This window comes from Halonotius sp. GCM10025705 (genome assembly GCF_042662885.1).
GTDB classification, from domain to species: Archaea; Halobacteriota; Halobacteria; order Halobacteriales; family Haloferacaceae; genus Halonotius; species Halonotius aquaticus.
Map to the genome: position 1 here is coordinate 1,485,928 of NZ_JBHSZD010000001.1, position 13,002 is coordinate 1,498,929.

Consider the following 13,002-nt stretch of genomic DNA (forward strand, 5'->3'; position numbering starts at 1 on the left):
AGTGGTTCCCTGACAGGCGCTCATTCACTGTTTCCGTGGTGAACTCCCCACGAGATCCGATCCCAGAGCCGTTCATAGCCGTAGTATGTCCCCGTTTTCACGACGTTGGCAACGAGGCCGATACTAAGGGCCTGCCGGGTGTCGCCGGTGAACCAGAAGGCGACGGTGACGGTGATCACGATCATCAACGCACGGTAGCCAAGCGTCTTGGCGAGCGCACGTGACATCCGCTGGTGGGGAGCTCGCGTGAAGACGCCTGCCCCAGCCTCCCGCAATCGGTCGAAGACAGCCATTGGGAGAGGCTGACGACTCAGATCACTAAAACACACGGTTGCGTTGGGCGCAGGTGCAACCGAAACCGATAGCACTGGATCGTGTGGAAAACTCGTCAGCAGAAACCTGATCGCGGGTGTCGCTTACAGCAACTGGTCGATGTCTTTGTACTTGCTGACATCGACGCCGTCCTCGGTGACGACGGCAACATTGATCCCGTTGCCGGAGGCCAGATCGCGCTCGACCGCGCTCTTGATCGCGCGAGCGGCGACCGTTTCGGCCTCGTCCAAGGAGAGGTCGTCCTCGTAGTGCTGTTCGAGCACACCGAGGGCGAACTGGCTGCCGGAGCCGGTGACCGTGTACTCCTCTTCGGTCGTCCCGCCGAGTGCGTCGATGGAGTAGATGTGGCTACCCTCGTCGTCGACGCCGCCGAGGATCGGGCTCACGATGAGGAACGCCCCCGAGCGGAGGAAGTTCCCGGTCAGCGTCGACAGCGCCTGCATGCTCATATCCTCGCCGCGGCGGGCCTCATAGAGTCGCACCTCGGCCTGCAGCGAGCTGATCAGGTTCTGGGCCGCTGAGACCGAGCCCGCGATCGTGAGCGCGCCCGTCGGGTGGATCTCCTCGACCTTCTGGACATCCTTGCTGGAGACCATGTTGCCCAGGCTCGCACGCATGTCTGTGGCGAGCACGACGCCTTCGTCAGTTTTGAGACCGACCGTCGTCGTCCCTGTTTTCATCCCGGCGTCGTCAGCGTCGCCCGCATGCTGGTTGCCCTCACCGCTGAACTCGCCGAGTTCCGGGCCGAAGACGTTGCTGTTGTCACCATCAAGCTGACCCAACTCATCAGCAAAACCGCTTGTCGGAGTTCGCATTACTACCTATTCGGTCGGCGAGCGGATAAATGCAACCATTCGGCAACCCTCGCCGCAACCCAGCGAGCCCATGACACCGCCGGCACAACGCAGCCTATGCGACGCGTTAACGCCGACGACATGGAGTGGTCGACGACTGAAAACGGCGAGACCAACTTCAAGCGCAAACACCTCGGCGAGGCCGCCGGCGGCGACCAACTCGGCTGTAGCCTCTATGAACTGCCGGCCGGCAGCCGGTCGTGGCCATACCACTATCACACGGCCAACGAGGAGGCCATCTTCGTGCTGTCGGGCGGGGGAACGGTGCGGTGTGACGGTGAGAAAGCCGCCATCAGCGAGGGCGACTATCTCACGTTCCCAGCCAACGCCGAGGGCGGCCATCGCGTCATCAACGACACCGACGAGCCGCTCCGGTATCTGGCGGTCTCAACGATGACCGAGCCGGACGTGACTGTCTATCCCGATTCGGAGAAATTCGGCGTCTACGTGGGCTCCCCACCCGGTGGCCGCGAAGAACGCGATCTCGAAGGCTATTTCGAGCAGGACGCTGCCGTCGACTACTGGCAGAATGAACGCTAACGGCTGCGGCCGAACAAATTAGATCGACTCGTAGGTGGCTTCCAGACGGTCGAGAAGTGAGGCAACCGGCGGCTGGACGCCAAGGCGACGGGTCGCCAACGCGACCGGCAGCAGGACGATCCCGAGCAGCACCGTGAGCTGATACAGCGCGAACGCAGTGAACCGCGAAACCGTTTCGATCATGTCCGTACTCACCCCTGGCCAGTAGCGGTATATAAGTGTTTGGAGGCGAGGTCTGCGCCAACATCGGCGCTGTCGTGCGGTTTTGGGTTGTCGCCGCGAACGGAGCCGCGTGACCGGCGAACGGCCGCTCATCCGACGTAAACCGTGTGACAAACCGGCCTGATTGTCGTAACTTATGGGAAACCAACGAGGCTCTTGCGCCTATCCAAACCAGTGTGTGAGCCTCGATATAGCCGACCAGTAGACCCTGCTCTCCTGCAGGAACGAATCACAAGACACGAAACCCTCCGGCCCAAGGAACGTATATGAGCAACTATCTCGTCGCCATGGAAGCGGCTTGGTTGGTTCGTGATGTTGAGGATGTCGACGACGCCATCGGCGTCGCCGTGAGCTCCGCCGGCAAGCGGCTCAACGAGGCCGACAAGGAGTACGTCGACGTCGAGGTCGGCGTCACCGGCTGTCCGGCCTGCGGCGAGCCCTTCGACTCGGCGTTTATCGCCGCCGACACCGCACTCGTCGGCCTGCTGCTTGAGATCGATGTCTTCAACGCCGACAGCGTCGAACACGCCTCCCGGATCGCCAAAAGCGAGGTCGGCGGCGCGCTGCGAGACGTGCCGCTGACGGTCATCGACGTGATCGACGAGGACGAAGACGACCCAGAGGCCGCGGCGTAACTGTCGCCACCCAGCGGTGCCGACGAAAGCTTTTCAATAACTTGGGGTAATAGGCCTGTATGGATCTGCCGACGCCACAGGATCTCAAGGAACGCCGCACCGCCTTGGAACTCACCCAGAGTGCACTCGCCGAGGCCGCCGGCGTCTCACAGCCGCTGATCGCCCGCATCGAGGGCGGCGATGTCGACCCACGGCTCTCGACGCTTCGCCGGATCGTCAACGCCTTAGACGAGGCCGAAGGCGAGGTCGTTCGCGCTGCTGATCTGATGAACAAGACCGTTATCAGCGTTGCCCCTGACGACGCTGTCGGCGACGCCGTCGAGACGATGGAGTCCGAAGCCTACTCCCAACTCCCGGTGTTGCAGAACGGCGTCCCGGTCGGCTCGATCAGCCAACACGACGTGATCCAAGCCGGCGAGGACGTCAGCGACTACCCGGTCAGCGAGGTCATGAGCGAATCGTTCCCGACGGTCAGCGAGGACGCCACCGTCGACGAGATCCGGAATCTCTTGGAGCACTACAAAGCCGTGATGGTCACCCAGGGTGGCGCGACCGTCGGCATCATCACCGAAGCCGATATCGCCGCCCAGTTTTCCTGAGCCGCGGCGACTACTCCCGCTCAGCAACGTCCCAGTCGAAATCCTCGGGATCGTCGTCGCCCGCGGCCGTCGGCGGTGTCGTCGACTCCGGCATCCCGAACTCGATCGACTGGTCAGCACCGCCGTCGGTGTGCTGGGTGACACCGCCCGTGCCGGCGTCAACCTCACGCCCAACCTGTACCGACGGCGGCGCCTCGGTCGGACGATCCGGGAGCCCGGTATCGACGACCGTGGGTGAATCCGGCAACGCGTCAGCAACGAATCCGATGCCAGTGTCGGGTCGCAACGCGTCGGCAGCCCCCGTCCTGTCGCCCACGCTGCCGACATCCGCAACGAAAACAACAGCACCACCGTGACAAGCAGGGTGAGCAGGCCACCGATGGCAGCTAACGCGATATCATACAGTCCGGCGAGCACCGAGACCACGACCAACGGCGTCACCAACAGCGGGCCGACGGTCAACAATCCCATCGCGATCAGCCAGCCGGCGAGATAAGATCCCGACAGCGAAACGCCGACCACGCGGCGGGGGTTGACGGCCGCCCACAGCGACCCGGTCGCCGCCAAGACAGCCCGTGCGGCTGGGCGAAGATACAGATAGACGAGCCCATAGATGAGAAGCCCAAACCCACCGATCAGCATTGCGACCGCCGCAAGCACCTGCGGCATCCCCTCGAAGCCGGGTGGGTCGATGATCGTGGCTGCGGCCGCTCCCCCAGCAAGGCCGACACACACCGCCGCCGGGAGCGCGTAGATCGCCGAGACAAACGTTGATTGTGTCCCAGTACGGAGCAGCGACCCCCACCGGACAAAGGAAGGCGCGTCGGAACGCTCGCTGATCCCGGCGGCGACAACACGAACCAGATACCCCCGCACCACCAGACTCAACAGAAAGATGAGCGGCGTCACCGCGGCACCGATCAGAGGCTCGACCGCCAGCAACGCGAACCAGCCGGCGGCGGCAACAACGGTGAGTCCTGTCAGCACCGCCCCGACAAGCAGCGTCCCTGTTGCGTCGACAGCGCGGTAGGGGACGCGGAGGGCCTCATTGAGCATCACCTCAGCCCAGACGCTCCGGGCAGTTATACCTGCGCGTCGCGGCGACGACAACTCCATCGAGAGCGATCAGTCGACGATTTCGCTGCCGCCGGCGGGCAGGTGTTCCTGAATCAGATCCGGGCTGGCAACCGAGCGGACGAAGCTTTCGTCGGCGAAGCGACCCTTGAGCGAGCGATAACAGCGTTTCGCCATGTCGTTTTGGGCGTATTTGCCGGGTTGCAGTTCGAGGTGTGTCGCGGCGTTGTCGGCGACAGCGGCGGTCGGCCCGCCGACGACACGCGTTTGTGGCTCACACTGAATCCCAACAGCGAGGTCGACAGCGAGATCGGTGAAGTAGGTGCGGTCGCCCCGGATCACGAAGCTTCCCTTTTCGATATATTCGCCGCTCTCCGGCGTTTTGGACACTTGGTCAGGCTCGACCATGTACACGTCGCCGGCGTGTTGACCAGCCTTCCAGACCGACGAGTGCGACACAGCGAACTGTGCGGCCTGTCGGAGGGTTGTCTCGGGGAAATCGACCGCTTTGGCGGGTTCGCTCGGGCCGGTTGCCTTCAGGATCGTCACCGGGCCGCCGTGAGCTTGGGCGTGGAAGAAGCGGTCGCCGCTGCTCATATATTTCTTCACGAGAGCCTCGTTTTGATCGGCATTGCGGCCGCCGATAACGAGGAAGTCGTCGGTCGTATGGAACCAGCGGAACCGTTCGTACCAGCCCTCATCGCGTTTAATTGGGATCGACGACCGCGTGAGCCAGTCGGTCTCGGCGAACTCATCGGCGTCGGCATCACTGTCGTCACCCTCGCTATCGTCATCGTCGCTGTCAGCATCGTCGGCCTCCCACGCATCGCGGCGCGCTTTAATCGCCGCAAGTTCCTCGCGGGTGTTTTCGATCGCGGCTTTCGCGCCCTCCTTTTTGTCCTCGATGCGTTTGGCTTCCTGATACAGGTGGTCGGCGTTCTTTTCGACGCCAACAGTCGCGTCTAAGGTCGTCTGTGTCTCACCAAGATCGACCGTGACCGTTCCTTCGGAGCCATCGACCTCAACGACGGCCTCAGCAGCCGGCAGGCCGGAGTCGGCGGCCTCTTGGAGGGTGGTATCGATCTCGTCCCACGGGACGCCATCCTCGCGGGCATCCTGGATCGTTGTGAGGATCTCATCAACGCGGTCGTACTGCTCGTAGAGGGCTTCGGCTTTGGCGCGTTCGGCGGCGGCCTGCTGCTCGAAGCCCTCGATAGCACCCTCCTGTTGGTCGATGATGCGCTGTTGTTTGGCGATCTCGGCCTCGAAATCCGGCTTGCCGTCGTGTGGCTCGGAGCTATCGGTGTCGTCGTCGGAGCGATCAAACCGGTGAAAGTAGTCGTCGACGGCGGTGGTGAAATCGTCGTAGTGGGCTTCGTCAAGCCCCTCAGCTTCGCGTTCGGCCAACGGGAACGGTGTCACGTCGACAACGCGGTCGTCATCGAGGTAGATTCGCGGCTCGAAATCGCCGGTATCGACGCGGGTAGCCAACTCGTTGAGGGCGTCGTAGAGGGCTCGGTAGTCATCTTCGTCGGCCTCGTCGATTGTGGTCTCTTTCGGGACGCCAGCCCGCGTGCAGACCTCCTCAGCGTAGAGGCCGCCGAGATTGAGTTGGGTAGCGATGGTGCGCACCACGTCGCTGGTGGAGTCCTCCATCTCTCGGACAAAGGTATCGTAGCCGATCGAAAGCGGATCGATCCGGGAGTCAGGGTACTCATACTGGCTGCCGGGAGCGATCGTGCGAGATTTCAGCCGGACGGTCTGGAGGCTCTGGATGACCTCGCCGGTTTCATCGAGGGCGGCGATGTTACCTTCGGCGAACAGCTCGACCACAAGGGTCGTATTGGCGTCGGGGCGTTCAAACTCGAAGACGAGGATCCGATCGAACTCATACTGGGAGACGCCGGCGAAATCCGCGCCGCCGAGACGGTTGCGCAGCATCTTCGCGAAGTTGGGCGGCCGGCCGGGGGCGTCAGCAACGTGCTCGGGGGCGGCCATGTGCGCGCGTTTGACCTCGCCGACCTCAAGCAGCAACTCGACGCGACCGCGGTCGAAATCCCGGCATTTGAGCCGGAGCAGATCGTCGCCGTAGAGATACGCCTTGTCGACCTTCGCGCCCTCGTAGCGGCCCATCTCGGTGACGAGGGCGGCGAGATCAATACTAGAGAGCTCCCGCTTGGCGTTCATACCGACCTCTCACGACGACGGGAAAAAGGGGTGTCGTTCCGGTATGCGTCGCCAGGGGTGGGGTGGACGTCAGCTGCGTCGACGAGCTCAGGCGACAAGCGATGCGTCAACGACCGCACAGTCGGTGTCAACGGCGGTTACCCGCCATCCGTTGCCACGGCAGGCGGCCTCGGTGAGGGTGACCGAAACAGTGTCGCCGACCGTTAGTGCGGCGAGCTCGTCGGCAAGCCCTGGTGACGCGCAGTCGACGATCTGATACGTGCGATCGTCCTCAGACCGGAGTGTCATCGCGCTGTGCCGGTTTAACTCGGTCACGACGGTTCCCCGAACCTGCTGTGTGGTCTGAGAAACATTCATGATAATATATTATAGTCAGAGCTCAAAAAGATACCGCTGGTGTGAGACTGTACCTCACCATCGAAATCAAGAAGTGAACCGGTAGAAATCGTAGTCTACGCGAAGCTGACAGCAGCAACGACCAATACCACCGCGAGCCAGTTACCTGAGGACGTAGGAGCTGCCGTCTTCAAGCTGTCCAGGTGCCTGCTTTTCGGTGACAGTTCGACCGCCGGCGGGGGCTTCGATACTGATCGAAACACGGTCGTCAGCGGCGAGAGTATCAATGTCGCTGATTTTATGTAATTTAAACACAGCTATGATAACTTGATTTTGTTCAGTTAGTGTAGTCTCACCATCGTCCAACCCTTGTGATTGATTGTAACTGAGTCCGGTCGTAGTTTCGTTCCCAGAGACGACCGTAGCAGAATTTCTGTCACCCATGGTTGCAATCGTATAGGAACTTTCATTCATTTCGACGGAGTCAGCGCCAGAAGCTAACCGAATTTTCACCTTGAGTGTTTCAATCTCGGTATTATTACCGGTTGAGTTGACGGATCCAATTATGTCCGTAATCCGGAGTACATCACTGACCTGTGAGGTCGTTTCCTCGCCGGTCTGGGAGGCTTGAGACTGCAGTTGTCCAGCGGTCGTAATCAGCACACCGGAGGCGATCGCGGCAACGAGCACCATGGCTATGAAAACGATAAGGGTTCCTATCCCGACCTGACCGCGCTCGTTGGTGCTGAACATGGTGGTTGAGGGGTGCGATCACCGCAGCCGATACGACACCGGTACCTTATCTACAACTATGGATATGACGGTATAAAACGTTTCATGTACTTACCAGCGGCACGATACGTTTGCGACACTGTGACACACCGCTGTTGAACCCGGTGTCGAAAACACCGAGACGTGACAGTTACTCGAAGCGGTCGACAGCCGCGTCGATAACGGCCTCACGGGCAGCCTCGCGTCGGCCCGAAAGGAACTCGATGCGCCCCTCGCGGATGCCGCGAGCGGTCACGTCGGCTTCAGGCGCGGCCTCGGCCGCCGCCTCGGCGATCGCACGAACATCGAGAGACTGGCTGCTCCGAAGATACAGTTCATCCATCCCAACGCCGATGGTGAGGAACGCACCCTCGTCGCGTTCGACGTAATGCAGCTCATCAAGCAGCAGCGTCGTCGGTGGGAAATCAAAGCGGTGGGTGAACTGGTCGGTATCGAGTACCGCAACACCAACATCATCGTGCTCTCGGCGGTCGAGGTTGGCTTGAGCGGTTGCCAGCTCATCGTCGAGTTTCTGTCGGAACTGCTCGGCGATGTGGCCCGCAAGCCCGCCGGCATCGTCGAACAGGAGATCCGTAATCAACTCACGTTTGTCCTGGTAGGACTGGTAGTAGGCCTCAAGCGCGATGGCTTCCCGAAGGTGTCGCACCTGTTCGGCATCGTAGCCGGCCTGTTCGGCGGCCTCGGTGTACGCTACGGGCGTGTTCTCCCAGTAGCTGACCGCAGGGAGGTGCTGCATCTCCTCGCGCACCTCGGGGTTAAGCGCGGCCGCAAGCGTCGCCGTCAACGCGCCGATCGAGAGGTCGGCGGCGTCGCCGGTGACAACCTGCTCGGCCACGTCGCTGATCTCGGGGTCGGCGGCGATAGCATCGAGGACGATCCGTTCGGCACCGTAGACACCGAGCAGCCCAAGCCCGTCGACGGAGTCAGCCGTCGAGCCCGCGCCGACGAAGCAGAACAGGGGTAGCTTCTCGTCGTGTCGATCCCGATCCTGCAGCATCTGGGTGGCGTCGTTGGTCGCATCGTCCATGTCGTAGACCGCGTTCTCCAGCGGCCGGCGGACGATGTAGTGGTACTCGGCGTCCGAGCGGGCGTGTTCCTCCCGAACGAGGGGCAACACAGCGCGCTCGATGGCCGCCCCGGCAACGTAGCCTGCGGCGGTCGCGGGGTGGCGGATGACAACCGGCCGCGATTCCAAGATCGCTCGCCGGATCGCCTCGGCGACATCCAGCAGCGACTCGGCCATCTCGGCGACAGTGTTGTGATCGCCGATCGGATCGAGCTCATCGGGTCGGGCGCGATCGGTCAGCGCGTCGGCCAGCCGATCGGTTACAGCATCGCGGGCCGACCCCTCTAACGCGACGAGTGCTTCGGTTTCAACCTGGAGTTCGCCACGCCGTTGTTCCACCTCGCCGTCGAGACGGACGACATCGCCGACCTCAATGTCGGGATAGGCGCGAACGCCAGCCTCAACGAAGGCCGCACAGTCGACGACACCGGTCTCATCGCGGAGTTCGAAGATGGTTGGGCCGCCGGTCTGGCGGACGCTGACGATCTCGCCGTCGAGGCGAACCGACTCGCCGACCTGATCGGTGAGGGCTGCGACCGTTGTGTCGCTGTCAGCGTCGGCATCGTCAGTGTTCACGGTGTCGGGGGCGGGGTCAGCATCGTCTGCGTCCACGGTTTCGGCGTCGGCGTCGTCAGACTCGGCGACAGCGACGGCCGCCGTGCCGTTCGTGTCGGCGTCAGTATCGGTGACAGCTTCAGCGTCGACAGCAGCGTCTGTGGTGTCACCAGCCGTGTCGGCAACGGATTCGGATGCGACATTGTCGCCGGTTGATTCAGTGACGGCTGCCGCATCGCCATCGGTCTCGGCCGGTGTCGGATCGGCCGTCGCGTCGGTCGGCGATGGGTCGTTCTCCGTCGGTGCTGACTCGTCGGCGTCGGTGTCGATCGCGGTGTCGTCGGTGTCGATAGCAGCGTCGTCGGTATCGGCTGAGTCACTGGCGGACTCAGCCGGTGTCGACTCCGGGTCGGGGGTCTCCTCGTCGGCGTCAGCGTCGGCATCGTTGTCCTCGTCGCTCGGAAGCGTCTCGCCGTCGCCATCGAGGATGATCTTCCCGCGGAACTCGCGTTCGGACTGGCGGATCGATTTGGCGAGGTCGATGTTGCCGTTATCCCGGACGTTGGTCACCTTGACACAGACGGTGTCGCCGGGCTCCCAATCAAGGCTATCGAGTCGCCGATCAAGTTCGCTCCGGTGCAGGAGGCCGGTCACGCCGGGAGCGATATCGACAAAGACACCGAAATCGGCGTAGCCGTCGACCGTTCCCTCATAGAAACGGCTTGGAACGAGTTGAGCGGCGTTGTTGCCACGGAACTCGAAAAGGACGTCTTCTTGATGACTCGCACAAACGTGGCCGCCGTCGACGGGCGTGCCACAGATGATACAGGTACCCATTTGTTCCCGAACCAGGGGCCTCCCTTTAACGGTTGTCGAAACGCGGCTGTCAGCTATCCCACGAGTGACGCCAACAGCCAAAACCCACGGAAGCCAACCCCGAAAACGAGGGCAGCCGGGATCCCGCCGGCTATAATCGCCCGCATGAGCGACGTTTCGTGAACGGTTGCGAGCCCAAAGAGCAACAATCCGACCCCATACAGCGTACAGGCCGCCGCCACCGCCGGCACCGGAATCCATGCCAGCGCACAGGGTGCAGTCGCGTAGGCGACCACCTGTACCGTCTCGCTGACGCCGGCACGATCATCGACTGTCAGCATCAACAACACCGTCTGGATCGCCGCGATCAGATGCAATCCGGCGGGCGCAGCGACGACAGCGGTCACGAGCAGAACTAACAACATCGTCAGTCCAGTGCTACCGCCGAGAATCGGTACAACCGACGTGCCGAGGATGAGTTCGGGTTGGACGGCTAACAGCCCGGCCACATAGACGACAGCAATGACGACCGCGAAGGCAAGGCCGGGGGCCTGATCACCGGGGGCGACACCGTTCGTGAAAAACTGCCGGGGGCTGCGGAGCACCGCAGCCCACGCACGAGCGATCCCGATCGGTCCGCGACCCCGACCGTCGGTCGGCGTCTCAACCCATGTAGTCACACCCGACTGTAGGGGCTGGAGCCGGTATGATTGTTACCAGCGGCGTCGCCGTCGGCCCCGTTACTCGAACTCATCCAGCGTTGCGTGGAGTCCCTGCCGGGATTCAGTCACGAGCCCGCCGGGGATATCGAGGCCAAGTTCCGCAGCAGCGAGCCGGCCGACACGCTCGGCGGCCGACGGCGTCGTGTAAACGCCGAGTCGCCACTGGCCGCGCTGGGCGGTTCGGAGCGCGTTCACCAGCGGCGACTGTGCGCCGAGGTTCCGGATCTCGCCGTTGACGACGACGCGCGTCGAGGACTCCCGCATCGAGGGCTCGTCGGGAATCTCGATGATCACGTTCGTTTCGGCCACGTCGGCCCGGTCGGCGATCGTGGCCTCCAACTCGCGGAGCTCGTCGTGGTCGAGATCGAGCAGATCGTCAGGGACGTGTTGGAGTTCCGTCCAGATAGCGCGTTTGAACAGCCGGCGCTCGTCGTATCGCTCGGCGAAGGCCTCGGTCGCTTGCGTGGTACGGAGCGCGACCAGCAGGTCGTGGTCATCCATCCGTCGGAGCTCATGGGCGTCAATATCGGTTGTCGCCAACAGTCGCTCGCTGGCCCGACGCAACATCGCCTTGCTGATGCGGGCGACAGGATGCATGTAGACAGTCGGGTTCATCAGCGCGCGGGCGAGCAGCAGGCTCTCGGCGGTCTGGACGTTGCCCTCCGCAAGCACCAGCTCATTGTCAACGAATGTGACCTCCCGAAGGAGTCGCTCGGCGTCGATGGTGCCGTACGGGACACCGGTGTGGTGGGCATCACGGACGAGGTAGTCCATCCGGTCGACATCGAGTTCGCCGGAGACGAGTTGGCCAAACTGGCCGTCGCCAGCGACGAGCCCGGCGATGTGGGTGGGATCGAGATCATGCTCACGGAGGATCTCGCCGACATCGCCCGACGCGAGGAGTTCGTCGACATCGTCATGGTATTTGCCGGTCTTGCGGTAGGTGAGCTCCTCGATATTGTGACTGAACGGGCCGTGGCCAACATCGTGCAGCAAGGCGGCCGCCCGGATGCGTTCGGCCTCTCGACCCTCGATGCCGAGTTCGGCGAGCGCGCGGTCGGCGAGATGGTAGACCCCGAGGCTGTGTTCAAAGCGGGTGTGGTTCGCCGAGGGGTAGACGATTTGCACCGTCCCGAGTTGGCTGATGTGGCGGAGCCGCTGGACGGTCGGCGTATCGAGCAGGGCCTCGGCGACGCCGCTGATCTCGATGTGGTCGTGGACGCTGTCCTTGATTGTGGCCATAGGCGAGCTATTTGCGGCTCGGGTGAAAAATCGTTGCCAGCGCAACCGACGGCACCGGTCGTCGCATCTGGAGGGTCGCGTCGCTGGACTGGACAAGCCACGTTAGGGACGACACTAATGCCGCGTGACCACCATGGGACGGTATGGACGACGAGGAGACAGAGCCGGTCGGGGGCCCGCTCCCGCCGGCTGAGTCACTCGACGAGCGAGTGTTGAGCACCAGCGAGCACCTCCTGCGCTACGTCGAGGTGATCGCCGCGGTGGTGCTTGTCATCCTATTTGCGATCGGCGTTTTCGATCTGGGCCTCCAGATATTCAACAGCGCGCTGGACGGCAGCATCACCGATCCACTCGTCGTCGTCGGCTTCATCGATACCGCGTTGCTGCTGTTCATCATCGTTGAGGTCTACCAGACAGTCGTCGCCTACACCCAAGAGAGCGAAACCCGACGGATCGTCCGGCTGGTGATCTACACCGGTGTCATCGCCATGGTGCGGAAGGCGATCATCTTCCGTACCGGCGAGTATGCCGACGAGGGCGCGGCCCTGATGGCTGCCGGCTCCTACACGCTGATTATTCTGGGGTTGGCGACACTGCTCATCGTCGAGCGACGGACGCGACAGCTCGACGCCACCGGGAGCCAAAGCGGGTAGCCACAACGTTATGCCGCTGCCACGCCTCCCCTCTGTATGGCAGATACCAAACAAGGACGGGACAAACAGGCCGACGACGAAGCCAAACGACAGCGCGAGCGCGACCTGAGGAGGCCCGCAAGCGAGGCGATGAGGCCGAACCCGACGCCGAGGACGGCGACGCGCCGGCGACGTGTTACCGCCGTGACTGTGCCGAGCCCGCGGCGTTTGTCGTCCTCGAACGCTATCAGGCAGAGGGCGGCCACGGCGCTGTCGAGGCCCGAGTCGAGTTGTGTGAAACTCACACCGCAGAAGAGAGTCCAGTTAATCTCGATGCCGTCTATGAGGACTACGTGTTCCGCGTCGAACCACTCCCCGACAGCGCGTAAGTAGTTCG

At 62.7% G+C, this 13,002-nt stretch carries 14 protein-coding genes and 2 pseudogenes; 5 read left to right on the forward strand and 11 right to left on the reverse strand.

From position 1 onward, the window contains the following. Positions 1–20: 20 nt before the first annotated feature. Both ACFQJB_RS08355 and psmB read right to left on the reverse strand, forming a co-directional pair. A complete protein-coding gene (locus ACFQJB_RS08355) occupies positions 21–293 on the reverse strand; it encodes a DUF2061 domain-containing protein (RefSeq protein ID WP_379726106.1) in 273 nt (90 codons plus the stop codon). A 123-nt stretch (positions 294–416) separates the two neighbouring features. Further along, complete coding sequence (psmB, locus tag ACFQJB_RS08360) at positions 417–1,148, reverse strand: archaeal proteasome endopeptidase complex subunit beta (RefSeq protein WP_379726109.1); 732 nt, start codon at positions 1,146–1,148, stop codon at positions 417–419. 96 nt (positions 1,149–1,244) lie between these two features. Here psmB and ACFQJB_RS08365 point away from each other — a divergent pair, with 96 nt between their 5' ends. Further along, positions 1,245–1,727: a cupin domain-containing protein gene (locus ACFQJB_RS08365; RefSeq protein WP_379726112.1), complete on the forward strand. Its 483-nt coding sequence runs from the start codon at positions 1,245–1,247 to the stop codon at positions 1,725–1,727. A gap of 18 nt (positions 1,728–1,745) precedes the next feature. Here ACFQJB_RS08365 and ACFQJB_RS08370 read toward each other — a convergent pair whose 3' ends face one another. After that, on the reverse strand, positions 1,746–1,922 hold the full coding sequence (locus ACFQJB_RS08370; RefSeq protein ID WP_379726115.1) for a hypothetical protein: 177 nt from the start codon (positions 1,920–1,922) through the stop codon (positions 1,746–1,748). A gap of 293 nt (positions 1,923–2,215) precedes the next feature. Between ACFQJB_RS08370 and ACFQJB_RS08375 the strand changes: the two genes are divergently transcribed. Both ACFQJB_RS08375 and ACFQJB_RS08380 read left to right on the forward strand, forming a co-directional pair. After that, the gene (locus tag ACFQJB_RS08375; protein WP_379726118.1) at positions 2,216–2,584 is read left to right on the forward strand and encodes a DUF555 domain-containing protein; all 369 of its coding nucleotides are present in this window, start codon (positions 2,216–2,218) and stop codon (positions 2,582–2,584) included. A gap of 59 nt (positions 2,585–2,643) precedes the next feature. Continuing rightward, positions 2,644–3,183, forward strand: a complete 540-nt coding sequence (locus ACFQJB_RS08380) for a CBS domain-containing protein (protein WP_379726122.1) — start codon at positions 2,644–2,646, stop codon at positions 3,181–3,183. Positions 3,184–3,193: 10 nt separating this feature from the next. On the opposite strand, the gene ACFQJB_RS08385 is transcribed toward ACFQJB_RS08380, so the two are convergent. The 8 genes and pseudogenes from ACFQJB_RS08385 to ACFQJB_RS08420 form a co-directional block, all read right to left on the reverse strand. Beyond that, the gene (locus tag ACFQJB_RS08385; RefSeq protein WP_379728061.1) at positions 3,194–3,499 is read right to left on the reverse strand and encodes a hypothetical protein; all 306 of its coding nucleotides are present in this window, start codon (positions 3,497–3,499) and stop codon (positions 3,194–3,196) included. Positions 3,500–3,669: 170 nt separating this feature from the next. After that, positions 3,670–4,299: pseudogene (locus ACFQJB_RS08390) on the reverse strand (DUF4013 domain-containing protein); the annotation flags it as partial. Between the two features lie 9 nt (positions 4,300–4,308). After that, positions 4,309–6,444, reverse strand: coding sequence for a ribosome rescue protein RqcH (gene rqcH / locus ACFQJB_RS08395; protein ID WP_379726125.1), 2,136 nt, complete (start codon positions 6,442–6,444; stop codon positions 4,309–4,311). Between the two features lie 87 nt (positions 6,445–6,531). After that, positions 6,532–6,801, reverse strand: coding sequence for a hypothetical protein (locus tag ACFQJB_RS08400; protein WP_120102116.1), 270 nt, complete (start codon positions 6,799–6,801; stop codon positions 6,532–6,534). A gap of 141 nt (positions 6,802–6,942) precedes the next feature. Further along, positions 6,943–7,533, reverse strand: a complete 591-nt coding sequence (locus tag ACFQJB_RS08405) for an archaellin/type IV pilin N-terminal domain-containing protein (RefSeq protein WP_379726128.1) — start codon at positions 7,531–7,533, stop codon at positions 6,943–6,945. A gap of 169 nt (positions 7,534–7,702) precedes the next feature. Then, positions 7,703–10,030 carry an OB-fold nucleic acid binding domain-containing protein gene (locus ACFQJB_RS08410; RefSeq protein ID WP_379726131.1) on the reverse strand — a complete coding sequence of 776 codons (2,328 nt, stop codon included), beginning with the start codon at positions 10,028–10,030 and terminating at the stop codon, positions 7,703–7,705. 53 nt (positions 10,031–10,083) lie between these two features. Further along, the gene (locus ACFQJB_RS08415) at positions 10,084–10,689 is read right to left on the reverse strand and encodes a YIP1 family protein (protein WP_379726135.1); all 606 of its coding nucleotides are present in this window, start codon (positions 10,687–10,689) and stop codon (positions 10,084–10,086) included. A gap of 60 nt (positions 10,690–10,749) precedes the next feature. After that, positions 10,750–11,973: an HD domain-containing protein gene (locus ACFQJB_RS08420; protein ID WP_379726138.1), complete on the reverse strand. Its 1,224-nt coding sequence runs from the start codon at positions 11,971–11,973 to the stop codon at positions 10,750–10,752. Positions 11,974–12,116: 143 nt separating this feature from the next. Here ACFQJB_RS08420 and ACFQJB_RS08425 point away from each other — a divergent pair, with 143 nt between their 5' ends. Next, positions 12,117–12,626, forward strand: coding sequence for a phosphate-starvation-inducible PsiE family protein (locus ACFQJB_RS08425; RefSeq protein WP_120102104.1), 510 nt, complete (start codon positions 12,117–12,119; stop codon positions 12,624–12,626). 36 nt (positions 12,627–12,662) lie between these two features. Then, positions 12,663–12,994 (forward strand): annotated as a pseudogene (locus ACFQJB_RS08430) (hypothetical protein). Positions 12,995–13,002: the final 8 nt, after the last annotated feature.

Bases quoted from the DNA above. Each gene is read 5' to 3' on its own strand.
- rqcH (WP_379726125.1), bottom strand. From the start codon at position 6,444: ATGAACGCCAAGCGGGAGCTCTCTAGTATTGATCTCGCCGCCCTCGTC.
- ACFQJB_RS08355 (WP_379726106.1), bottom strand. From the start codon at position 293: ATGGCTGTCTTCGACCGATTGCGGGAGGCTGGGGCAGGCGTCTTCACG.
- ACFQJB_RS08375 (WP_379726118.1), top strand. From the start codon at position 2,216: ATGAGCAACTATCTCGTCGCCATGGAAGCGGCTTGGTTGGTTCGTGAT.
- ACFQJB_RS08420 (WP_379726138.1), bottom strand. From the start codon at position 11,973: ATGGCCACAATCAAGGACAGCGTCCACGACCACATCGAGATCAGCGGC.
- ACFQJB_RS08405 (WP_379726128.1), bottom strand. From the start codon at position 7,533: ATGTTCAGCACCAACGAGCGCGGTCAGGTCGGGATAGGAACCCTTATC.
- ACFQJB_RS08410 (WP_379726131.1), bottom strand. From the start codon at position 10,030: ATGGGTACCTGTATCATCTGTGGCACGCCCGTCGACGGCGGCCACGTT.
- psmB (WP_379726109.1), bottom strand. From the start codon at position 1,148: ATGCGAACTCCGACAAGCGGTTTTGCTGATGAGTTGGGTCAGCTTGAT.
- ACFQJB_RS08400 (WP_120102116.1), bottom strand. From the start codon at position 6,801: ATGAATGTTTCTCAGACCACACAGCAGGTTCGGGGAACCGTCGTGACC.
- ACFQJB_RS08365 (WP_379726112.1), top strand. From the start codon at position 1,245: ATGCGACGCGTTAACGCCGACGACATGGAGTGGTCGACGACTGAAAAC.
- ACFQJB_RS08380 (WP_379726122.1), top strand. From the start codon at position 2,644: ATGGATCTGCCGACGCCACAGGATCTCAAGGAACGCCGCACCGCCTTG.
- ACFQJB_RS08425 (WP_120102104.1), top strand. From the start codon at position 12,117: ATGGACGACGAGGAGACAGAGCCGGTCGGGGGCCCGCTCCCGCCGGCT.